19 protein-coding genes are annotated in these 21,287 nt (G+C 72.9%); 14 read left to right on the top strand and 5 right to left on the bottom strand.

Annotation, left to right across the window (positions count from 1 at the left end; all coding sequences use genetic code 11):
• Nucleotides 1-4 precede the first annotated feature (4 nt).
• On the bottom strand, nt 5-2,923 hold the full coding sequence (locus FHX33_RS09255) for a helix-turn-helix transcriptional regulator (protein WP_183428372.1): 2,919 nt from the start codon (nt 2,921-2,923) through the stop codon (nt 5-7).
• A 73-nt stretch (nt 2,924-2,996) separates the two neighbouring features.
• On the bottom strand, nt 2,997-3,266 hold the full coding sequence (locus FHX33_RS09260) for a hypothetical protein (protein ID WP_183428373.1): 270 nt from the start codon (nt 3,264-3,266) through the stop codon (nt 2,997-2,999).
• A gap of 120 nt (nt 3,267-3,386) precedes the next feature.
• Between FHX33_RS09260 and FHX33_RS09265 the strand changes: the two genes are divergently transcribed.
• Nucleotides 3,387-3,980, top strand: coding sequence for an NADPH-dependent FMN reductase (locus FHX33_RS09265; RefSeq protein WP_021764705.1), 594 nt, complete (start codon nt 3,387-3,389; stop codon nt 3,978-3,980).
• A 7-nt stretch (nt 3,981-3,987) separates the two neighbouring features.
• On the opposite strand, the gene FHX33_RS09270 is transcribed toward FHX33_RS09265, so the two are convergent.
• A complete protein-coding gene (locus tag FHX33_RS09270) occupies nt 3,988-4,485 on the bottom strand; it encodes a metallophosphoesterase family protein (RefSeq protein ID WP_021764706.1) in 498 nt (165 codons plus the stop codon).
• 48 nt (nt 4,486-4,533) lie between these two features.
• Between FHX33_RS09270 and FHX33_RS09275 the strand changes: the two genes are divergently transcribed.
• From FHX33_RS09275 to FHX33_RS09320, 10 genes are all read left to right on the top strand, one after another.
• Nucleotides 4,534-5,565 (top strand): aldo/keto reductase, encoded by a 1,032-nt coding sequence (locus FHX33_RS09275; RefSeq protein ID WP_039923515.1) that lies wholly within the window; start codon nt 4,534-4,536, stop codon nt 5,563-5,565.
• A 201-nt stretch (nt 5,566-5,766) separates the two neighbouring features.
• Nucleotides 5,767-6,867 carry an adenosine deaminase gene (add, locus tag FHX33_RS09280; RefSeq protein WP_183428374.1) on the top strand — a complete coding sequence of 367 codons (1,101 nt, stop codon included), beginning with the start codon at nt 5,767-5,769 and terminating at the stop codon, nt 6,865-6,867.
• Between the two features lie 11 nt (nt 6,868-6,878).
• A complete protein-coding gene (locus FHX33_RS09285; RefSeq protein WP_183428375.1) occupies nt 6,879-7,595 on the top strand; it encodes a UTRA domain-containing protein in 717 nt (238 codons plus the stop codon).
• A 143-nt stretch (nt 7,596-7,738) separates the two neighbouring features.
• Nucleotides 7,739-8,761 carry a BMP family ABC transporter substrate-binding protein gene (locus tag FHX33_RS09290; RefSeq protein ID WP_021764886.1) on the top strand — a complete coding sequence of 341 codons (1,023 nt, stop codon included), beginning with the start codon at nt 7,739-7,741 and terminating at the stop codon, nt 8,759-8,761.
• Between the two features lie 30 nt (nt 8,762-8,791).
• Nucleotides 8,792-10,291 (top strand): ATP-binding cassette domain-containing protein, encoded by a 1,500-nt coding sequence (locus FHX33_RS09295; RefSeq protein ID WP_183428376.1) that lies wholly within the window; start codon nt 8,792-8,794, stop codon nt 10,289-10,291.
• Nucleotides 10,288-11,376 carry an ABC transporter permease gene (locus FHX33_RS09300; protein ID WP_021756069.1) on the top strand — a complete coding sequence of 363 codons (1,089 nt, stop codon included), beginning with the start codon at nt 10,288-10,290 and terminating at the stop codon, nt 11,374-11,376. The genes FHX33_RS09295 and FHX33_RS09300 overlap by 4 nt, the downstream gene beginning before the upstream one ends.
• Entirely contained in the window at nt 11,373-12,344 is a 972-nt protein-coding gene (locus FHX33_RS09305; protein ID WP_021756067.1) for an ABC transporter permease, read from the top strand. Before FHX33_RS09300 ends, FHX33_RS09305 begins: the two co-directional genes overlap by 4 nt.
• Nucleotides 12,341-13,489, top strand: coding sequence for an acyl-CoA dehydrogenase family protein (locus FHX33_RS09310; RefSeq protein WP_021756065.1), 1,149 nt, complete (start codon nt 12,341-12,343; stop codon nt 13,487-13,489). The genes FHX33_RS09305 and FHX33_RS09310 overlap by 4 nt, the downstream gene beginning before the upstream one ends.
• 2 nt (nt 13,490-13,491) lie before the next feature.
• The gene (locus FHX33_RS09315) at nt 13,492-14,865 is read left to right on the top strand and encodes an LLM class flavin-dependent oxidoreductase (RefSeq protein WP_039920794.1); all 1,374 of its coding nucleotides are present in this window, start codon (nt 13,492-13,494) and stop codon (nt 14,863-14,865) included.
• 312 nt (nt 14,866-15,177) lie between these two features.
• Complete coding sequence (locus tag FHX33_RS09320; protein ID WP_021756061.1) at nt 15,178-15,633, top strand: iron chaperone; 456 nt, start codon at nt 15,178-15,180, stop codon at nt 15,631-15,633.
• A gap of 3 nt (nt 15,634-15,636) precedes the next feature.
• Here the strand turns inward: FHX33_RS09320 and FHX33_RS09325 are convergent, their stop codons facing one another.
• Nucleotides 15,637-17,175 (bottom strand): DUF7059 domain-containing protein, encoded by a 1,539-nt coding sequence (locus tag FHX33_RS09325; protein WP_338092012.1) that lies wholly within the window; start codon nt 17,173-17,175, stop codon nt 15,637-15,639.
• A 31-nt stretch (nt 17,176-17,206) separates the two neighbouring features.
• Here FHX33_RS09325 and FHX33_RS09330 point away from each other — a divergent pair, with 31 nt between their 5' ends.
• The 3 genes from FHX33_RS09330 (at nt 17,207) to FHX33_RS09340 (ending at nt 19,017) form a co-directional block, all read left to right on the top strand.
• The gene (locus FHX33_RS09330; protein ID WP_021764173.1) at nt 17,207-17,482 is read left to right on the top strand and encodes an acylphosphatase; all 276 of its coding nucleotides are present in this window, start codon (nt 17,207-17,209) and stop codon (nt 17,480-17,482) included.
• Between the two features lie 162 nt (nt 17,483-17,644).
• Nucleotides 17,645-18,550 carry an aminodeoxychorismate lyase gene (locus FHX33_RS09335; RefSeq protein ID WP_021764174.1) on the top strand — a complete coding sequence of 302 codons (906 nt, stop codon included), beginning with the start codon at nt 17,645-17,647 and terminating at the stop codon, nt 18,548-18,550.
• A gap of 131 nt (nt 18,551-18,681) precedes the next feature.
• On the top strand, nt 18,682-19,017 hold the full coding sequence (locus tag FHX33_RS09340) for a hypothetical protein (protein ID WP_039923102.1): 336 nt from the start codon (nt 18,682-18,684) through the stop codon (nt 19,015-19,017).
• 317 nt (nt 19,018-19,334) lie between these two features.
• On the opposite strand, the gene FHX33_RS09345 is transcribed toward FHX33_RS09340, so the two are convergent.
• Nucleotides 19,335-21,263 carry a thioredoxin domain-containing protein gene (locus FHX33_RS09345; RefSeq protein WP_183428378.1) on the bottom strand — a complete coding sequence of 643 codons (1,929 nt, stop codon included), beginning with the start codon at nt 21,261-21,263 and terminating at the stop codon, nt 19,335-19,337.
• Nucleotides 21,264-21,287 lie beyond the last annotated feature (24 nt).

The following is a 21,287-nucleotide window of genomic DNA, read 5'->3' on the forward strand; positions in this document are numbered from 1 at the left end:
AGGCTTATCGCACGCCCTGCCCGGCGCGGTAGACCGCCTCGGTGCGGGAGGACGCCCCGACTTTGCGCAGGATGCTGGACACGTGGACGCTCGCGGTCTTCGCGCTGATGAAGAGCCGTTCGCCGATCTGCTTGTTGCTGAGCCCCTGCTCGATCAGGGCGAGCACCTGCTCCTCCCGCTCCGTCAGGGGCGCTCCCGGACCGGAGACACCGGCCGGCGCGCGCACGCCCCTCGGCGAGGTGAGAGCCGCGGCGGCCACGGAGATCAGGCCGTAGCCGAGCGCGTCGGCGGCGGCGCCGGCCTGCACCGCCAGCCGGTCGGCCGCCGGTCGGTCGCCCGCGGCGATCGCCACGCGGGCTGCTCGGGCGAGCGCGTATGGGCCCAGCTGCGCGGGCGCGAGTGCGGACGACGTCGCCTCGATGGCCTGACGCCAGGCGTCGACCGCCGCGGTGAACGCGGCATCCCGACCGTCCACGGCCACGGCCGCACGAGCGGTCGCGATCTCGGCGGTCGTCATCGCACCCCACACCGGTGCGGTGGGCCACGCGGCGTGACGGGCGAGCGCCGCCTCCACTTCGGCCGCCGCGGCCAGGACCTCGGCGCGCTCCTTCTCCGGATCGGCCAGCGCCCGGTCTGCCAGTGCGCGGGCCGCGGCGGCGATCACGGGGAGGTCCTTCGCCGGGATGGAGCGGTGGCCCTCGTCGAGGACGACGCGCGCCTCGCTCCACGCGTGCCCGGCGTCGCCGCGCGCGAGTGCGATCTCCGCCTCGATGCGCGCCACGCCCAGGAACGACTGGGCTTCGAGGTCGCCCTGGAGCCGCAGACCCGTCCGCCAGCGGCGGAGCAGCGCGTCCGCTCCCTCGACGTCGCCGCGCCACAGGGTCACCCAGAGCTTCAGGTGCTGTAGGTGCGCGCGGAAGCTGGGCGGCGGGTCGAGCGCGAGCGCCGGGTCGAGCAGCGCCTCCGCCCGCGCGAGCTCGCCCAGCGCGAGGAGGGGCTCGATCGTGTTGGACGAGAGGATGACGCCGGAGGTGCGTTCCACCCCGCGTTCGCGCGCTCGGGCGGCGCCGGCCTCGGCGATCCGCACGGCGTCGGCGTAGCGGCCCAGCCCGTTGAGGGCGTCGGAGGCGTTGACCGCGTGCCGGAGCAGCGCGGCGATGTCCCCGCCGGCGACGACGCGCGCACGCTCGAGCTCTGCCAAGCCGCGCTCGATCTCTCCGGTGGCGATGAGCGCGCAGCCGCGGATGTTGTGGGCGATGGAGAGCCGGGGGTCCGGGGCGTCGCCGAGCTCCTCGACGGCCTCGGTGGTGGTGTCGATCGCCTCGTCGAACCGCGCGGCGAGCATCAGCCGTGCCGCCAGCTCGGCGAGCAGTTGCGGGCGGAGAGCGTCGCCCGGGCCGACGGACCCGGCCGGGACGAGTTCGAGAGCCTGCCGCAGGAGCTCGATGCTGCCGGGGCGGTTGAGGTTCGTGAGGTACTGCGCCTTGTCGCGCAGCAACCGCGCGTGCCGGGTGGGCGCGAGGCCGGATGCGTCCTCGAGGGCGACGGAGACCATCGCGAGGGCGCGCTCGCTGTCTCCGGCGTTGCGGAGCGCCGAGGCCGTCCGCGCCTGGAGGTCGACCCGGCTCAGGCCGCCGAGCGCCTCGGCGTCGGGGACCCGCTCCCACAGCTCGAGCGCGCGATCGCCCATCGCGGCGACCGTCGCGTAGGCGTACGAGAGGCGCGCCTCGTCCATCGCCTCGACGGACGAGGTGAAGGCGCGGCGCAGATCGTGCGCGGCCATCCAGTGGGTGGAGAGCTGGATGGCGGAGCGCTGCGGCCCGGCCTCCAGCGCTTCCGCGTACCGCGTGTGGAAGCGGGTGCGCTCCCCCGGCAGGAGGTCGGCGTGCACGGCCTCCCGCACCAGGGCGTTGCGGAAGACGTACTCGGTCGTGTCGGCGACCAGGACGTTGGCGACGATCGCCTCGCGGGCCGCGGCGTCGAGCTGCTCGGGCGTGCCGTCGAAGACGGCGGTGAGCAGGTCGTGCTCGACGCACACGCCGCCGGCGGACACGATGCGCAGCAGGCGCTGCGCCGGTTCGGTGAGCCGCTCGTAGCGTGCGAGCAGGAGCTCGCGCAGCGTCTCGGGGAGGTCGTCGCCCGTGGCGAGTCCGTCGATGCCGGCGAGCTCCTCGACGAAGAACGGCACCCCCTCACTGAAGCGGTTGACCTGGTCGACCGTCGCGGTGTCGGGCACGCAGCCGAGGAGCAGCTCCAGCTGGGCGGCGACCTGGGCGCGGGTGAGTCGGCCCAGCTCCCAGCGGGTGACCCGGCGGGTGCGCTCCAGCTCGGCCAGGTAGGCGCGGAGCGGATGCCCGCGGGTGACCTCGTCGCTGCGGTAGCCGAGCAGGACGAGCACGCGACCGCGCTCGCTCATGCGCACGACGAAGCGCAGCAGCTCCAGGGTGGAGGTGTCGGCCCAGTGGATGTCGTCGATGGCCAGCACGATCGGGCGCTCGGCCGACAGGTTCTCGAAGAGCACGGTCACCAGCTCGTAGAGCCGTTCCGCCCCGGTCCGGGCGGGGACCGACGTGTGGTCGGCCAGCTCCGGCAGCAGCGCGGAGAGGCCGCCGGCTCCCGGTCCGGCGGCCGCGAGCACGGCATCCAGGCCGACCAGTTCGATGAGGCGGCGGAGCGCCGCCGCGAAGGGTCCGAAGGGCGCGCCGTCGCTGCCGAGGTCGACGCACCGGCCGAGCAGCACGGTCGCCGACGGCTCCGCCTGCTCGAGGAACTCGGAGATCAGCCGCGTCTTGCCGATGCCCGCCTCGCCGCCGATCACGACCGCGCGGGTGCCACCGGCCGACACGGCCTCCAACTCGTCGTGCAGCGCCGTCAGATCGGACTCCCGCCCGATCATCGTGGGGCTCGACGCCGGTGATCGCATGCCTCCATGCTGGCACGCGCCACCGACATCGGTGAGTGGTCCTGCGACCCCTCTGGGCTCGGCGGAAGAACGCTCACCGAGGGGTGCCGGCCAGGTCGCGCTCGTCCGCCTCGGTGGTCGCCTGCGCGCCCGCCACGCCAGCCACTCCGACCGGGCGCCGCGTCTCCTCGACGCGACCCGCGCGCCGCGACGTGCGCACGATCCGGCGCGCTTGCAGCGCCTCGCGCCACCGCACCACGATCCCGCGTTCGCGCACCTGCCGCAGCATCTCCCGCTCCGCCTGCCGGCGGGCGTCCTCCGCGGCGTTGACCCGTGCGTTCACATACTCTTCGAGCAGTTGCATCCGTCCATCCCTCTCGTCGATCCGACCACCTCAGACTGCTCGCTAAGGCAGCGGCCGAACATCGGGCAGATGCCCTATTCCGGTCTTCCGCTCCGCCGCGACCGGGTGCACTCTGGCGGCATGGCAACCATCAACGTCCTGCAACCGCCGTACCGGGTCGGCTACTTCGTCGGCAGCCTCTCCACGAAGTCGATCAACCGGCACCTCGCCCGCGCGCTCATCCGCCTCGCGCCCGCCGAGCTGGAGTTCACCGAGATCGAGATCGGCGGCCTCCCGCTCTACAACCGCGACCTCGACGGCGACTTCCCCGCCTCCGCGCTGGAGTTCAAGGCGACGATCGCCGCACAGGACGCCCTGCTCTTCGTCACGCCGGAGTACAACCGCTCCATCCCGGGCGCCCTGAAGAACGCGATCGACTGGGCGAGCCGCCCGCACGGCGAGAACGTCATCGCCCGCAAGGCGTCCGCCGTCATCGGGGCATCGACCGGCGCGATCGGGACCGCGGTCGCCCAGCAGCAGCTGCGCAGCGTGCTCAGCTTCCTGCAGGCGCCGCAGATGAACGCGCCGGAGGCCTACCTCCAGCTGAAGCCGGGCCTGATCGAGGAGGACGGCACGGTCACGAACGAGGGCACCGAAGCGTTCCTGCGCGGCTTCATGGTCTCGTTCTTCGAGTACATCGAGCGGGTGCTCACGGTCGTGCCGAAGCCGGTCTGACCCCCGCTTATCGACGCACCGGGACGAGCCGCACGTCCGAGAGGGCGCCATCGGCCACGCTCGCGGTGAGGTACGTGCACTCGGGCTGACGGCGGCGATCCGTCGGCGACCCCGGGTTCAGGAGGCGCAGGCCCGCGGGCGACACCGTGTCCCACGGAATGTGGGAGTGGCCGAACACCAGCACATCCGCATCCGGGTAGTCGCCATCGGCGCGCGTCTCGCGCCCGGCAGCCGGACCCGTCTCGTGCACGACCGCGAACCGGAGGCCGCCCAGCCCGACCCGCGCCACCTCCGGCAGGCGCCCGCGCAGCTCCGGGCCGTCGTTGTTGCCCCACACGCCGACGAGGCGGCGCGACCGCTCCTCGAGCACGTCGAGCGTGGCCGCATCCACCCAGTCGCCCGCGTGGATGACGACATCGGCGGCGTCGACCGCGGCCAGCACCTGTTCGGGCAGCGTCCGTGCGCGCTTCGGGACGTGGGTGTCGGAGATCATCAGCAGCTTCATCCCTCCGAACGGTAGGCGAGCGCGCCGCGCAGGGCTAGCTTCGCGGGTATGGAACTTCGCAATCTCGGAAACAGCGGGACGATGGTGTCGGAGCTGGCGCTCGGCACGATGACGTTCGGGGCGGAGGCGGACGAGCAGTCCTCCCACGCCATCCTGGAGCGCTATCTCGACGCCGGCGGCAACTTCGTGGACACGGCCGACGTGTACAGCGCGGGCGTCTCGGAGTCGATCATCGGGCGGTGGCTGGCGCGCAACCACGGCCGCCGCGACGGCATCGTGCTCGCGACCAAGGGCCGCTTCCCGATGGGGGCGGGGCCGAACGACCTCGGTCTCTCCCGCACGCACCTTCGGCGCGCTCTCGACGACTCGCTGCGCCGGCTCGGCGTCGACCACGTCGACCTCTACCAGCTGCACGCCTGGGACGCCCTGACACCGCTGGAGGAGACGCTGCGCTTCCTCGACGACGCCGTCTCGGCGGGGAAGATCTCGTACTACGGCTTCTCGAACTACCTCGGCTGGCAGCTCACCAAGGCCGTGCGGCTCGCGGCCGAGCACGGCTGGTCTCCCCCGGTCACCCTCCAGCCCCAGTACAACCTCCTCGTCCGCGGCATCGAGCACGAGATCGTGCCGGCCGCGCTCGACGCCGGGATGGGGCTGCTGCCGTGGTCCCCGCTGGCCGGCGGCTGGCTGAGCGGCAAGTACCGCCGCGACGAGTCCCCCACCGGCTCCACCCGCCTGGGCGAGAACCCGACGCGCGGCATGGAGGCGTGGGAGGCCCGCAACGCCGACCCGCGCACGTGGGAGGTGGTCGACGCGGTCGCGAACGTCGCCTCCGAGGTCGGCGCGAGCCCGTCGCAGGTGGCGCTCCGCTGGCTGGCGGACCGGCCCGCCGTGACGTCGGTCATCCTCGGTGCGCGCACGATCGAGCAGCTGGACGACAACCTCGGCGCCGCGAATGTGGTCCTCCCCGACGACCTGCGCCGCACCCTCGACGACGCGAGCACTCCCCGTGCGGAGGTGTACCCGTACGGCGAGCAGGCCGTGGCGCAGCGGCACCGCAAGCGCGAGGGCGGTCGGTAGGCGCGAGGAGCGCGCCAAGGGAGGAGATCACGGCTCGTTCGGGCCGGATCTCCTCCCTTCCCCGCTTTCTCCGCGACTCGCGTCCCGAATCTCCTCCGTTCGCGACTGTCGGGCCGCGCAACAGCGTGACGCACGACTTGTCAACAAGCGGGGGCGCCGATTAGAGTCGGCTGGCCTGTCACCGCGAAAGGATGGCGCCTGATGACCACCGTCCTGCCCCAGACAGACCCATCCTCGACGGACCTGCCCGAGACCGGGCGCCGCGCCCGCATCGACGAGTCGTGGATCCGCGCCCTGCCGAAGGCGGAGGTGCACGTGCACCTGGAGGGCAACTTCACGCTGGTCGACCTGCTCGACCTCGCCAAGCAGGCGGGAGAGCCGCTCCCCGGACCGGCGGCGACGCTCTTCGACGTCACCACCCACCACGACTCCGACGGCGCGGGCGACCTCGGCGCCTTCCTCCGCTTCCTCGACTGGGAGTGCGGGCTCATCCGCACGCCGGAGCAGGCGGCACGCCACGCCTACACGTTCGCCGCACGCCAGACGGCGTCGGGGATCCGCTACACCGACGCGATCATCAACCCGACGCACTGGAGCGCCTGGGAGGGCCGCGTGCCCAAGCTGTTCGACGCGCTCGCCGCCGGTCTCGACGAGGCGGAGCAGGACGGCCTCGCTCCGGTCCGGCTCTGTTATTCGCTGCTGCGCCAGCAGAGCGCGACGGAGGCGCGGGAGGCCGCCGACTGGCTCGCCGCCGCACGGCCGCGCCACGTGGTCGCGCTCTCGATCGACGGCGACGAGCGGGCCGCGGGCCGTGTCAGCGCGCGCTTCGCCGAGGCGTTCGCGATCGCCCGCGACGCCGGCCTCCATCGCACCGTGCACGCGGGCGAGTCCAGCGGGCCCGAGGGCGTCCGCGACGCCCTCGACCTCCTGCACGCCGAGCGCATCGACCATGGCATCCGCTCCGTCGAGGACCGGGCGCTCGTGCGGCGTCTGGCCGACGAGCAGATCCCGGTCGGCGTGTGCCCGCGCTCGAACATCGTGCTCGGTCTCTACGACGACTGGGCGCAGCACCCCCTCCTCGCGCTGCGCGACGCCGGCGTGAACGTGACGATCAACACCGACGACCCCGCTCCGCTCGGCACCACGCTCGAGGCCGACTGGGCCGTGTGCGCGGAGGCGTTCGCCCTCGGGCACGACGACCTGGCCGGGTTCGCGGCGGCGTCGATCGCCGCCTCTTTCGCCGATGACGACACGAAACGCCGCCTGACGGCGGAGCTGGCCGCCACCCTCGCCGCCCACTAAGTTCGGTGACTGTGACGGACGACAGGCGGCTGCACAACGAGCTGCTCCGCGAGGTGCGGGAGGCCGCGGCCGCGAACGCCGCGCTGCCCGGCGAGCTGGAGCTCACCGCCCGACTCGGCTGCACGCGCCAGCAGCTGCGCAACGCCCTCGCCGAGCTCGAGCGCCAGGGCATCCTTCGCCGCCGCCAGGGCGCAGCGACCACCGTCGACCACGTCGGGCTGCGGATGAGCGTGCGGCTGGAGGACCAGTTCGAGCACACCGTGCTGCTCTCGCGGATGGGCTACCAGGCGGGCGTCGAGATCCTGGAGTCCGGGGTCGTGCCCCTGCCGGCGCACGTCGCCGCCCTCCTCGACGTGGAGGCCGGGCATCCCGCGCTCCGCAGCGTGAAGCGGTGGCGTGCCGACGGCGAACCGGCCATGCTCGCCTCCGGGTACCTGCTGCTGCCGGACGACTCCCCGCGCGAGCTGGACGCGTCGGTGTTCACCGCGGTCGGCCAGGCCTGGGGCGAGTCGCTGGTCTGGGAGGTCGCGACACCGGGCGCCGCCGCGCTCACGGGAGCGGACGCCGACCTGCTCGGCCGGCCCGAGGGGACGCCCGTGCTCACCTTCGAGCTCATCGGCGTCTCGGTGAGCGGCCGGCGCCTGTTCTACGCCTTCGAGCACCACCTGCCGGAAGTCGTGCGCTACTCGTTCGTGCGCTCCGTGCGGCCGCCGTGGGACGCGATCTGACGCCCTGATCCGGGCTCTGTGGCGTTTCGTTACGGCCGGCATCGCGGTCGGGATGGCCTCCCGTGCACACTTGTCGACAAGTTGCACCGCACCCGTCCCGCGACCTCGCGATTTCGCGATCCCCCGAAAGGCCCCGAACCCCCATGAAGCTGCGCTCCCTGCTCGCCCCGCTGCTCGCCGTGCCCGTCGTGGCCGTGCTCGCCGCCTGCTCGTCCGGCGCCACCGCCGGCTCCACCTCCGCCGCCGCGGACAAGCCGAAGGTCGCCGTCGTGCTCGGCGGTCTCGCCAACGACGGCGGATTCAACCAGTACGCGGCCGACGCCGCGCACGCCCTCGAGAAGAAGGGCGAGATCACCGCCCAGATCCGCGAGTCCGTCACCAGCTCGTCCGACGCCGAGGCGGCCTTCCGCCAGTACGCGTCGCAGGGCTACGACCTGATCATCGGCTGGGGCCTCGACTTCAGCAACTCGGTGTTCACCGTCGCGAAGGAGCTGCCCAAGGCGCACTTCGTCGCCACCGGCTCCGCCGACATCCTGGACAAGGCCACCGCCAACGTCGAGACCTGGACGTACGCGAGCGACCAGCAGGGCTACCTGACCGGCTGGGTCGCCGGCAAGACCGGGCTCTCCCCGATCGGCGTCGTGGACGGCCAGCTCGCGCCGTTCAACGAGACCTCGTACAAGGCCCTCACCGTCGGCCTGAAGGCGGCGAACCCCACGGCCACCGAGCTCGAGCCGATCTTCACCGGCAGCTGGGAGGACCCGACCCTGGCGAACCAGGCCGCCAAGGCCCAGATCGCGGCCGGCGCGAAGCTGATCGTCACCGGCGCCGAGGGCTACACCTCGGGCGTCCTCTCCGCCGCCAAGGCGGGCGGCATCGCGACCCTCGGCGCGTCCAGCACCTCCTCGTCCGATGCGAAGGCCGTCAACGTCGGCCTGGTGAAGCTCGACTTCACTCCCACCCTCGAAGAGGTCGTCGGCCACCTGAAGAAGGGCGACTTCGGCACGCACTCCTACACCTCCACCATCGCCAACAAGGGCCTGATCTTCGCCGACATCAACGCCGTCGACGCCGCACCGGACCTGCCGAAGGACATCAGCGCGCAGGTCGACGAGCTCGCCAAGAAGCTCGCGAGCGGCGAGGTCACCATCCCGGCCATCGGCTAGGACCGACCGCACCCCGGACCGCAGACAGCGATGACCGCATCCCTCGCCCTCCTGGGCGCCTCCAAGTCGTACGGAGGCGCCCAGGTGCTGCACGCCGTCGACCTGGCTGTGCAGCCGGGCAGCATCCACGCCCTGGTCGGAGAGAACGGCGCGGGCAAGTCCACCGCACTCAAGATCCTCGCCGGGCTGGAGCAGCCGACCGCCGGAACCGTGACGGTCGACGGGGAGGCCGCGGTCTTCTCGGGCCGCGCCTCGGCGATCCGACACGGGATCGGACTGGTGCCGCAGCAGCTCAGCCTCATCCCCGAGCTCACCCTCGCCGAGAACCTCGTGCTCGGGCAGCCCGAACGCCTCGCCCGCCGTCGCCGCGCCGCCCGGCTGCTGCGCGAGGCCGCCGGCTCGGCCGGTCTCGCCGTCGAGCCCGACGTGCGGGTGCGGGAGCTGGGCCTCGCGCAGCGCCAGCTGGGCGAGCTGGCGATCGCGCTCGCCCAGGGCGCGCGCATCCTGCTGCTCGACGAGCCCACGTCGGCGCTCGGACCGTTCGAGACGGCCGCCCTGTTCGATCGCGTGCGCTCGCTCGCGGCGGCCGGCTACGCCGTGCTCCTCATCACCCACCGGCTCGACGAGGTGCGTCTCGTCGCCGACACGGTCACCGTGCTCTCGCACGGGCACGTGACCCTCTCCTCCCCCGTCGCCGACGTCACCGACGAGGACCTCGTGCGGGCGATGGTCGGCAGCGTGCCTCCGGTGCCGCGGCGCGAGCACACGATCGCCGGGGAGGCGCGCCTCGAATTGCACGAGGCGACGACCGGGACCACCGGCACCGGCATCGACGGCGTCAGCCTGAGCGTGCGCGGCGGCGAGGTCGTCGGCGTGCTGGGCGTCGCCGGCAACGGCCAGACCGCGCTCGCGGAGGCCGCCGCAGGCATCCTCCCCCTCCGTTCGGGCACGGTCGCCGTCGACGGAACCGCGGTCACGGGCCGACCGGATCGCGCCGCCCAGGCGGGACTCGCCTACGTGCCCGAAGTGCGCATCGACGCTCTGCTGCCCGACGCCCCGCTCACCCGCTCCGCCGTGCTGCGCACGCTCGGGCTGGGCGGCCGGTTCCTGCGCCACGGACGCATCGACACCCGGGCGGTGCGCGCCTTCACCACGGCCCTCCTCGAACGCCACGACGTGCGCCCGCGCAACCCCGACCTCCCGGCCCGCGCGCTCTCCGGCGGCAACCAGCAGAAGCTGCTCGTCGGGCGCGAGCTCGACGGCGCCCCCGCGGTCGCCGTGCTGCACGGGCCGACCCAGGGGCTCGACCTGCACGCCAGCGCGGTGATCCGCGGCGAGGTGCGCGCGGCCGCCGCCGCCGGCACCGCCGTGCTGCTGGTCAGCGCCGACACCGACGAGATCCGCGACCTCGCGGACCGCATCCTCATCCTCTCGAAGGGACGCATCGTGGACAGCCTCGACGCCGCCGACTTCGACAGCGCCCGCATCGGGCGCGGCATGGCCGGTCTCGGCGGGGAGGTCACCGCATGACCGCCCTCGCCACCTGGCTGCACCGCCGCCGCGGACCGCTGATCGCCGCCCTCTACGTCGTCGCGGGCTTCGCCGTCGTCTTCGTGCTCGTCGTCGCCACCGGCGGCGACCTCGGCGCGGCACTCGGCGGCTGGTTCACCGGCGCGTTCGGCGACGGCTACAACCTCACCCAGACGCTCTCGAACGCCACGCCGCTCGCACTCGTGGCGATCGGGGTCTCGGTCGCGCTGCGCGCGGGCGTCGTCACCGTCGGTGCGGAAGGGCAGCTGATCGTCGGCGCCATCCTGTCGACGGTGGTCGCCCTCCTGCTCGGTCCGGAGGCCAGCCCGGCCGTCGCCCTCCCGCTCGGCGCGGTCGCGGGCGTCGTCGGCGGGATGCTGTGGGCACTCCCAGCCGCGGTCGCCAAGATCCGCTGGAACGTCAACGAGATCCTCTTCACCCTGCTCGCCAACTACCTCGCCGTCTCGCTGCTGACCTACCTGCTCCGCACGGTGCTGCGGGATCCCGCGACCAACGCCAGCCCGCAGTCGCCGCCTCTGCCCCTGCCGTCGCAGCTCCCGCAGCTGCCGGTGAGCGGCCGCATCCACGTCGGCATCGTCATCGTCGCGTTGATCCTGCTCGGCGCCTGGTGGTGGTCGCGCACGCGGCGGGCGTTCGTGCTCGAGGTCTACGGGTCGCGTCCGGTGCTCGCCGCGCGGCTCGGCCTGACGCCGCGCTCCGCGGTGCTCACCGCCCTCCTCGTCTCCGGCGCCGCCGCGGGGCTGGCGGGATGGATGCAGGTCGCCGGCGTCACCCAGCGCCTCGAACCGTCGGTGTCGGGAGGCATCGGCTTCGCCGGGCTCGCGGTCGCGGTGCTCGGCCGGGGCAACCCGCTCGGGATCGCGCTGGCCGCGATCGTCTATTCCGCGCTGGGCACCGGAGCGGCGGGCGTCCAGATCGCCACGGGGACGACCCCGACCGCGATCGGCACGGTCACCCAGGGCATCCTGCTGCTGACGGCCGCGCTCGCCCTCGCGGCCCTGCAGCTCAGCCGCATCGAGAAGGCGGACACCATCGCCGCGAAGACCGAGGCGGTGCCCGCGTGAGCCCCGTCGAATTCTGGACCGTCGTGCTCTCGGGGGCGCTCGCCCTCTGCGCGCCCATCGTCATCGCCGGTCTCGGCGAGATCTTCCTCGAGCGCACCGGCGGGTTCAACGTCGGCATCGAGGGGATGATGCTGGTCGGCGCCGTCTTCGGCGTGCTCGGCGCTCACGTCGGCGGCGTGTGGGTCGGCGTGCTCGCCGGCATCCTCGCCGGGCTCGTCCTCGGCCTGCTGATGGGCGTCGCCTCGGCGATCGCCAAGGCCGACATCGTGATCGTCGGCATCGCGATCGGGCTGCTCGGCGCCGGCCTCAGCGTGTTCCTGTTCCAGGCGCTCAACCCGGCCGGCTCGACCAACCAGACCGTCGAGACACAGCCTCCCCTGCACCTGCCGTTCATCGAGGGCATCCCGGTGATCGGCCCGGGACTCGCCCACGCGGGCACGTTCTTCTACCTCTCCCTCCTGCTCGTCGTGCTCTCCTGGCTGGTGCTCGACCACACCCGGTTCGGGCTGCGGCTGCGCGCGGTCGGCGACGACGAGTCGGTGGCGAGGACCCGCGGCATCTCGCCCACCGGCTTCCGGCTCGTCGCGGCCGTGATCGCGGGCGGCTTCGCCGGACTCGCCGGAGCGACCGTGCCGCTCGCCAGCATCGGGACGTTCTCGCCCGGGATGACGGGAGGCGCGGGCTTCGTCGCCCTCGCGGTCGTCATCATCGGCCGTCGCAACCCGTTCGGCCTGATCGCGGGAGCGCTGCTGTTCTCGTTCTTCAACTCGCTCGCGCTGCTCGCCCAGACCCAGAGCCTCGGGCTGCCGGTCGAGCTGTTCCAGGCCCTCCCCTACCTGGCGACGCTCGTCGTGCTCTGCGTCGTCTCCCGGCGCGTCTGGCGGCGGAGCCGTGTCGCGCGCCGAGCCTCCACGTCCTCCACGTCCCCCACGCCCTCCACCTCCCCCGAACCCGAAGGAGCCCGATGACCGCCCCGACCAGCCTGCACGACCTCCCGGACGCCGAGCGCGCCCTGCTCGAGAAGGTCGGCGCGCTCGCGGCCGGCTTCGAGACCGAGGCCGCCGCTCACGACGAGCGCGCCGAGATCGCCGTCGACAGCCTCACCGCGCTGCACGAGGCCGGTCTCAGCCGCGCGACCCTCCCGGAGCACCTGGGCGGCGAGGGCCTCAGCTACCAGGCCTTCGGCGAGGTCGTGCGCGTGCTCGCCGCCGCCGACCCGTCGATCGCCACGATCGTGACGATGCACACCGGTGCCGGCGTCGGGCTCGCCGAGCTGACCCGCGAGAAGAAGGGCTCCTTCTTCGCCGACGAGTTCCTCGCCGGCAAGCGCTTCGCCAACGCGCTCTCGGAGCCGACCAGCGGCAACCGCTTCCTCAACCCGCAGCAGGCCGCCCGGCCGACCGAGGGCGGCTGGCTGCTCGACGGCGCCAAGCGCTTCGTCTCCGGCAGCGAGATCGCCGACTACCTGCTCGTCAACGCGCTCGTCGACGACGCCCCCACCTTCTTCGCCGTCATCCCCGACGAGACGGTCTCGATCATCCCGATCTGGGACACCCTCGGCCTGCGCGCCACCCGCAGCCAGCTCCTGTCGTTCAGCGACACCCTCCTGAGCGAGGAGCACCGCGGACGCGCACCCGGTCCCGGCGACTTCGCTGCGGTGCCCGCCGGCCTGCCCGCGATCTCGCTCGGCATCGCCGACGCCGCGCTCGCCGCGCTGGTCGACCACGCCAAGAACCGCTCCATCCTGGGCAAGCCGCTGTCGCACCAGCAGTGGATCCAGCACGAGGTCGCCGACGCGCAGTCGCGGCTCGAGGCGGTGCACGCGTTCTACGAGCGCACCCTCGCCGAGGCGGACGCGGGCCGGCCCGAGTTCTTCCCGAACCTCTCCCGCTCCAAGTACCTGGCGAACAAGATCGCGGTGGAGGTTGCCCAGCTCGGCGTCCGCGTGGGCGGCGCCTCCGGCTACCTCAAGCAGTCGCCCATCCAACGCCACCTGCGCAACGCCCAGGCCGGTCAGCTCATGGCCTACTCGACCGAAGTGCTCGCCGGCGAGATCGGCAAAGAGGTGCTCGGCGTCGTCGAGTCCCCCGCCGAGTACGAGCAGGTGGCGTGACCATGGCCGACCGTCAGAGGATGATCTTCAACGCGTTCAACATCTTCTCCGTCTCGCACCACGACCAGGGGATGTGGGCGTGGCCGGGCAGCAAGCAGCTCGACTACAACTCGATCGACTACTGGGCCGACATCGCCCGGCTGCTGGAGCGGGGCCGCTTCGACACCCTGTTCTTCGCGGACGTGCTCGCGCCGTACGAGGCGTTCGAGAACTCGCGCGAGCGTGCGGTCTACAGCGGCATGCAGTTCCCGATCAACGACCCCGGCGAGCTCATCCCGGCGCTCGCCTACGCGACCGAGAACCTCGGCTTCGTGCTGACGCAGAACATCCTACAGGAGCCGCCGTACGCGTTCGCCCGCAAGATGTCGACGCTCGACCACCTGACCCGCGGCCGCATCGCGTGGAACATCGTCACCACGTTCCTGCCCGGCGCCGGTCGCAACCTCGGCCTCGCCGGCCTCCCGGAGCACGAGGACCGCTATGCGCGCGCCGACGACTACGTCGACGTGGTCTACAAGCTGTGGGAGGCGAGCTGGGAGGACGACGCCGTCGTGCGCGATCTCGCCCGCAAGCAGTACTCCGACCCGGCGAAGGTGCACGAGATCAACCACGTCGGCCCGTTCTACGACGTCGTCGGCCCGCACCTCACCGAGCCGTCGCCGCAGCGGACGCCGTTCCTGATCCAGGCGGGCGTCTCGCCGCGGGGGCGCGACTTCGCCGGGCGCAACGCGGAGGGCCTGTTCATCAACGCCCTCAGTCCGGCCGAGGCCGCCCCGGTCGTCGCCGACGTGCGCGCCGCCGCCGTGCGTCACGGGAGGCGGGCGCAGGACGTGAAGCTCTTCGGCATCCTGGGCTTCGTCGTCGGCAGCACCGAGGAGGAGGCCAAGCGCCTCCACGAGGAGATCACCGACTTCCAGAGCATCGACGCCAACCTCGCCAAGCAGAGCGTCTTCCTCGGCTACGACTTCGGGCAGCTCGACCCGAAGGAGCCGATCCACGAGATCGCGAAGCGGCCCGAGGGCCAGGAGGGCATCGTCGGCAAGCTCATCGCGATGTCGCCGAACCCGCAGTACACGATCGGCGAGCTGGTCCGCTGGTTCGGCAACCTCCGCGTCGTCGGCACGCCCGAGCAGATCGCGGACCACGTCGAGGCGTGGCAGGACGCGGGCGTCGACGGGATGAACGTGCAGTACGTCGTCTCCCCCGGCTCGTTCGAGGACTTCGTCGACCACGTGACGCCCGAGCTCCAGCGCCGCGGGATCATGCAGACCGAGTACCGCGAGGGCACGCTGCGCGAGAAGGTCTTCGGCAACGGCCCGTTCCTGCCCGACGAGCACCGCGCGCGCGGCTTCCGCCGCGCCGCGTTCGGCGGCTAGGGCCGCGTCGCCTCGCATCAATTCGGCAAGGGAGGAGATCACTGCTCGTTCGGGCACGGATCTCCTCCCTTCCCCGCGTTCTGCCCAGCTCGCGCCCCGAATCTCCTCCGGTGCCCACCGCGTCGGTATGGGAGGAGATTCGGCGTGCCGACCTGGCCGATCGCGGTGAACGGAGGAGATTCCTGGCCCTATTGCGAGAATCTCCTCCGTCGCCCACGCGCTCGACGGCCGGTCGAGCAGGAATGGAGAAGCGCGCGGGCGCGGGATGCGGGAGGCTGGACTCGTCAGCATCCAGAACTCCGGGAGGACACCATGAGCCCCGCCACGACCGCCGACGACGGCTTCACCGCCGAGGAGCGCGCCGCCATGAAGGAGCGCGCGCAGGAGATCAAGGCCAAACGCGCGTCGAAGAAGCTCTCGAAGGAGGAGCAGGCCGCCGCCGACGCCGCCGAGGTGCAGGCGAAGATCGCCGAGATGACGGACGACGAGCAGGCCATCGCCCGCCGCCTCCACGAGCTCGTCGCCGAGCATGCCCCGTCGCTCGCGCCGAAGACCTGGTACGGGATGCCCGCCTACGCCAAGAACGGGAAGAACATCGTCTTCTTCCAGCCCGCCACGAAGTTCAAAGCCCGATACTCCACGATCGGCTTCAACGACCCGGCACAGCTCGACGACGGCACGATGTGGGCGACCGCGTTCGCCGTGATCGAGCTGACCCCCGCCGACGAGAAGATCATCGCCGCGCTGCTGGAGAAGGCGGCGGGCTGACCCTCAGCCCTGCGGCGGGACGGTGAGCAGGCCGTCCACCAGCATCCCGCGCACAGCAGGAAGCAGGTCGTCACGCAGAGCGGCCTCATCCACCTCCAGCAGCTGGGCGAGCGCACCGACGATCGCGGCGACGCTCAGCTCGCCGTCGCTCGCGCCGGTCAGGGCCGCGAGCCCGGTGTCGGCGGACACGGTGCGTCCGAAGCCGCCGCCCTGCCGGAGCAGGATGGCGGTCGGCGCGTCCGAGCCGGGCCAGAGGTGCCGCTCCTCGGTGACGTCTCCGGCCACCGCGAGCCGCAGCGCCGAGAGGGCGTCGTCGTCGAGAGCGGCTTGGAGGTCGTGGGCGGCCAGCGCCGCATCCAGCGCCACGCCCAGCCCGGCCTCGTTCGCGCCGAGCGAGCCGTGGATGCGCTCGAAGCGCCGGAGCGTCGGCACCCCTTCCGCCCGCCGCAGCAGCAGGTAGCCGAACCCGACCTGCCGCACGCCGCGCTCCTCGAAGTCGTCCAGCCACGCGCCCAGCAGCTGGTCGAAGGCCGCCGTGCCGGGCCGGGTGCCGCCGTCGCGGATCCACGTCTCGGCGTATCCGGCGGCGTCTTCGGTGTCGCGCTCGATCACCCAGGCGTCGAGCGGCGTGGCGGAGCCGTCCACCCATCCGCGCACGCGATCGAGCGCGTCGGTGTAGCCGTGGTACTCCCAGTTGCCGAGCAGCTGCGCGACCCCACCGGGCTCCAGGTGCTCGCCGCAGCCGGCAATGAAGGCCGCGACGAGGGCGTCGCCGACCATCCCGCCGTCGCGGTACTCGTACGCGGGCACGCCGTCGACGCGCGGGGTGATGACGAAGGGCGGGTTGGAGACGATGTGGTCGAATCGCTCCCCCGCCACCGGCTCGAACATGCTGCCGAGCCGGAACTCGATGCCGTCGACGCCGTTGAGGTCGGCGTTCAGCGCGGCGAGCTCCAGGGCGCGCGGCGAGATGTCGGTCGCGACGACCCGCTCTGCGTGCCGGCGGGCGTGCAGGGCCTGGATGCCGCATCCCGTGCCCAGATCGAGCGCCGTGCGCGCGGGCCGCTGCAGCATCAGCCCGCTGAGGGTCATGGAGGCGCCGCCCACGCCGAGCACGTGGTCCTCCGGAAGCGCGTGGCCCAGCGCCAGCTCGCCGAGATCGGAGACGATCCACCACTCGGCCGGACCGAGGGCGTCCACGAAGGAGTAGGGGCGCAGGTCGACGGCCGGGGTGACGCGTGCGTCGTCGCGGCGCAGCAGTCCGAGTTCCTGCGCGCCCTCGATGCCGAGCGTGGGAAGGGCGGCCTCAGCCGCCTCGACAGTCGCCGCGCGGCCGAGCACGAACAGGGAGGCGAGCGTGCCGAGGGGGGACGGCTCGCGGCGGCCGAGTGCCCGCTCGGCCGGGACGCGCTGGCCGCGGTGCAGCGCCTCTGCGGCCTCCTCGCCCCACAGGTCGGTGAGGGCGGAGACGGTGAACCCCGCCCCGGTCAGGTCGGAACGGAGTGCCGCGATCGATGCGGCGCGGTCGGCGGGTGAGCTCACCGGACCATTCAAGCAGGAGCAGAATGGGCGTGTGATCCGCAAGAGAGCGATCGTGACCGGGACGGTGCAGGGCGTCGGCTTCCGCTGGGCGGCGCGCGAGCAGGCGCAGGCCATCGGCGTGACCGGCTGGGCGCGCAACCGTGCCGACGGAAGCGTGGAGGTGGAGGTCGAGGGCGAGCCCGCCGCGGTCGACCGGATGCTCGCGTGGCTTCGGGAGGGGCCTCCCGGATCTGAGGTGGCCGGCCTCGACGTCACCGACACCGCCCCCGACGGCGACGACGGCTTCCGCATCCGCCAGACCGCCTGACCGCCTGACGGGTCCGCGGTGGCGACCGCTGCGCCCAGGTACGTCTGCGGCGCGGCGACGCGGCGCAAACGTCCCGTGACACCGCACTCGACACATGCATCGCTGCCGCACGTGCGCGAGCTCGGCACTGTTCCGCGGCGCGCAGCGGTGGACAATGGGGGCATGACCCGCGCCACTCTGCTGACCGTGACCGCACCGACCGTCTCCGACCCGGCCGCTACCCGCGCCGTCGGCGACCCGGGATTCGTGCTCGCCGATTTCGGCGCGCCGCAGGTCCGCATCACCGACCTCGGCATCACGCGCGGCGACGGCGTGTTCGAGACGGTCGCCGTGATCGACGGGCACGCGCAGGCGCTCGAACCGCACCTGGAGCGGCTGGCCCACTCGGCGGCGCTGCTCGACCTCCCGGAGCCGGATGCCGCCGTGTGGCGGGAGGCCGTGCTGGCCGGGGTCGCCGACTACCGGTCCCGCAACGGCGACGGCGGAGAGCTCTTCGCCAAGCTCATCCTGACCCGCGGCGTCGAAGGCGAGGGGCGCGCGAGCGGGTGGATCTTCGTCGACGAGGGCGAGGACTTCTCGGCCCAGCGCCTCGGCATCCGCGTCGTCTCGCTCGACCGCGGCTGGCGGCACGACGTCGCCGAGACCTCCCCGTGGCTGCTCGCAGGCGCGAAGACCCTGTCGTACGCGATCAACCGGGCGGCGGGCCGGGAGGCTGCGCGCCGGGGTGCCGACGACGTCATCTTCCTCAGTTCCGACGGCTACGCGCTGGAGGGGCCGACCTCCAACGTGATCCTGCTTTCCGACGGCGTCGTGCGCACCCCGCAGACCGATCAGGGCATCCTGGCCGGCACCACGCAGGCCGCGGTGTTCGCGTTCTTCGAGGAGCGCGGCTACCCGACCGAGTACCGCCGCATCACCGCGGACGAGCTGCGCGACGCCGACGCCCTCTGGCTGGTGTCCAGCGTGCGGCAGGCCGCGCCCATCACCGCGCTCGACGACCGCGACTACCCCGTCGACGACGCGCTGACCGCCGACCTGAACGCCTACCTCCTCTCGCGCACGGACTGAGCGGCCCGGCCCCCTCCCGCCGGTAGACCTCTCGTTACGCCCCGATTCGCGAGCGTCGGTCGCGCCGTCTAGGCTGAACGCACCGTTCCGGCGACGAGGCCGGATCCACCGTCAGCGGAGGGAGGTCGCCCGTGACAGAACACGTACCCCGGAGCATCGAAGTGCTCCGTCAGCAGGCGCGCGACGAGCTCTCCGCGATCATCGAGCACCGCTGCCGGGCGGGCGAGGACCCCTGGCACTTCATCCCGGACCTCCCGAGCGTCGACGAGCAGGTCGTCATCTCGCTGCGGGCGACCGCGATCGAGGCGTTCGACCTCGGCGAGCAGCAGTCGCGCGCGCACCATCCTGCCGCGGGCCGCGAGATCTTCACTCGCTTCGAGTACTCGGTGCTGCGCCGCATCGCGCTGGAGCATCCCGAGCTCAGCGAAGCCGTCTGGGGCATGCTCGACAAGCTCGAGCGCGCCTGACGGCCGGCGCCGCCAGCGCGGCGCCCAGCGCGGTGCCAACTCCGGAGATCTCCCGGCATCCCGGGCCGTTCTCCGTTCGAACGGCGAACTGAGCGGCGCGGCGTGGCAGATTGCCGGAGTCACACGGCCGCCGCCGGTGCCGCCGGTGCCACCGGCGCCACCGGCGCGACGGCCAACGCGGCGCCAACTCCGGAGATCCTCGACGACACGCCGACCGGTTCGCAGTCGCTCCGGCGATTTCGCGCCGATCGGGCGAAATCACCGGAGTTGCGCGGTGAGCCACGCGCGGGATGCGCCGCCGCGCGCACCCGCCCGGCTCACGCGCCGGCGGCCTCCCGCAACTGCTCCGGCCGCGTGACCGGCAGCCGGCACACGAAGTCGCGGCAGAGGTACGCGGTCGGGAGCCCGTCGTGCGCCGTCCGCCCGGCGAACAGGTCGAACCCTTCGTCCGCGAGCGCCGCGGCCTGCGCCTCCCCGACGACGGCGACCACGGCTGCGGGATGGGTCCGCACCGCACCCAGCAAGCCCTCCGGATCCGCCGGGCCCGAGGGATGCGCGCCCGGTTCGGCCTCGGCCGGCAGCACGGTCACGAGCTGCACCGCGTCGGCGTCGAGGCGCGACATCAGGGCGAGGGAGGCGCCGAACCCGGTCGGGCTCTGCAACGCCTGCGCGGCGACCAGCCGCATCCCCTCGCGCGCGGCCCGCTCGTAGCGCCGCTCGCCGGTCAGCAGGAAGAGCGTGTGCGCGGCTGCCGCCATCGACGACAGGCCCGAGGGATACGCGCCCTCGGAGGGATCGACGCGTACGGACAGCCCCGTCGCGGCGAGCACCGGGTCGCCGCCTCCCGGCGCTTCGAACGGCCCCGACGCCGCCGAAGCCACGCCCGCGGAGCTCGCGGACCCCGCCGATCCCGCCGCGTCCAGACAGATGTCGACGAGATCGCGCGCGGCGACGGCCATCGTCGGCTCCCCCGACGCGAGCACCAGCTCCAGCAATCCCGCGGCCAGCGCGCCGTAGTCCTCCAGCGTCGCCTCCGCGTCGGAGAGCCGATCGTCGAGGGACATGCGCAGGAGGGTGCCGTCGGCGCGGTGATGCCGCTCCAGCAGCATCGTCGCTGCCGTGGTCGCTGCGACGATCCACGCGGGCCGGTTCAGGATGCGGGCCGCGCGGGCCAGCGCGCCGATCGCCAGGCCGTTCCAGCCGGTCAGCACCTTCGCGTCGACCGGTGGCGCCTCCAGCAGCCCGCGCTCCGCGGGCGGCCGCTTGTAGTACTCGCCCTCGACCCGCGCTCCGTCGATGACGCTCTCCGAGTCCTGTGCCGAGGCGAAGCCGCCTCCCGGGCGGCGCAGCACGCCGAGCAGGAACGCCGCGATCCCGTCGGCGGTCTGCTCCGCCCACGGCTCGCGCGTCTGCAGCCAGGCCGTCGCGTACGCGTCCAGCAGCAGCGCGTTGTCGTAGAGCATCCGCTCGTAGTGCGGGTCGCCCCAGTCGCGGCGGGTCGCGTAGCGGAAGAACCCGCCGTCGACCGGGTCGCGGAGCGGGGAGTCCGCCATGCGCCGCAGGGTCCGGTGCGCCAGCTCCTCTCCCGACGGCCGGCCCAGCAGGAAGCCGAGCACGGGCGCGACGGGGAACTTCGGCGCCGTGCCGAACCCGCCGAACTCCTCGTCCTCGGCCCGCGTCAGGAGGTCGACCACCGTGTCGAGCTCGCGGTCGTCCGGGAGGTCGTGGACCGCCGTCGCGGACGCGGAGGCCGCGGCGAGCGCCGCCACGACGCGCCCCGCGTCGGTCTCCACCTGCTCCCGTCGCTGCTCCCACGCGTCGGCCACGGCGTCGAGCACCTGACGGAACGACGCACGGCCGCCGACCGGGATCGGCGGGAAGTACGTGCCGGCGAAGAACGCCCGGCCGTCGGGTGTGGCGAAGACGGTGAGCGGCCAGCCGAGGTTGTCGGTGAAGGCGCTCGCGGCGGAGAGGTAGGCGGCGTCCACTTCGGGATGCTCCTCCCGGTCCACCTTGATCGGCACGAACCGCGCGTCGAGCTCGGCGGCGAGCGCGGGATCGGAGAAGCTCTCGCGCGCCATGACGTGGCACCAGAGGCAGGTCGCGTAGCCGATGGAGATCATGACGGGCACGTCGCGCCGCCGGGCCTCGGCGAAGGCCTCCGCTCCCCACGGCCACCAGTCGACCGGGTTGTCCGCGTGCGCGCGGAGGTACGGACTGATCGCGTCCTGCAGCCGATTCGCCATGGCCACACCCTACGACCGCAGACC

It is taken from the genome of Leifsonia aquatica, from assembly GCF_014190775.1.
In the GTDB taxonomy this organism is placed as follows: domain Bacteria; phylum Actinomycetota; class Actinomycetes; order Actinomycetales; family Microbacteriaceae; genus Leifsonia; species Leifsonia aquatica.

Excerpts from the sequence above, each read along its gene's own strand:
- FHX33_RS09295 (WP_183428376.1), top strand. The coding sequence starts at position 8,792 with ATGACCGCATCCCTCGCCCTCCTGGGCGCCTCCAAGTCGTACGGAGGC.
- FHX33_RS09255 (WP_183428372.1), bottom strand. The coding sequence starts at position 2,923 with ATGCGATCACCGGCGTCGAGCCCCACGATGATCGGGCGGGAGTCCGAT.
- FHX33_RS09315 (WP_039920794.1), top strand. The coding sequence starts at position 13,492 with ATGGCCGACCGTCAGAGGATGATCTTCAACGCGTTCAACATCTTCTCC.
- FHX33_RS09290 (WP_021764886.1), top strand. The coding sequence starts at position 7,739 with ATGAAGCTGCGCTCCCTGCTCGCCCCGCTGCTCGCCGTGCCCGTCGTG.
- FHX33_RS09265 (WP_021764705.1), top strand. The coding sequence starts at position 3,387 with ATGGCAACCATCAACGTCCTGCAACCGCCGTACCGGGTCGGCTACTTC.
- FHX33_RS09270 (WP_021764706.1), bottom strand. The coding sequence starts at position 4,485 with ATGAAGCTGCTGATGATCTCCGACACCCACGTCCCGAAGCGCGCACGG.
- FHX33_RS09275 (WP_039923515.1), top strand. The coding sequence starts at position 4,534 with ATGGAACTTCGCAATCTCGGAAACAGCGGGACGATGGTGTCGGAGCTG.
- FHX33_RS09335 (WP_021764174.1), top strand. The coding sequence starts at position 17,645 with ATGACCCGCGCCACTCTGCTGACCGTGACCGCACCGACCGTCTCCGAC.
- FHX33_RS09260 (WP_183428373.1), bottom strand. The coding sequence starts at position 3,266 with ATGCAACTGCTCGAAGAGTATGTGAACGCACGGGTCAACGCCGCGGAG.
- FHX33_RS09345 (WP_183428378.1), bottom strand. The coding sequence starts at position 21,263 with ATGGCGAATCGGCTGCAGGACGCGATCAGTCCGTACCTCCGCGCGCAC.
- FHX33_RS09300 (WP_021756069.1), top strand. The coding sequence starts at position 10,288 with ATGACCGCCCTCGCCACCTGGCTGCACCGCCGCCGCGGACCGCTGATC.
- FHX33_RS09310 (WP_021756065.1), top strand. The coding sequence starts at position 12,341 with ATGACCGCCCCGACCAGCCTGCACGACCTCCCGGACGCCGAGCGCGCC.
- FHX33_RS09320 (WP_021756061.1), top strand. The coding sequence starts at position 15,178 with ATGAGCCCCGCCACGACCGCCGACGACGGCTTCACCGCCGAGGAGCGC.
- add (WP_183428374.1), top strand. The coding sequence starts at position 5,767 with ATGACCACCGTCCTGCCCCAGACAGACCCATCCTCGACGGACCTGCCC.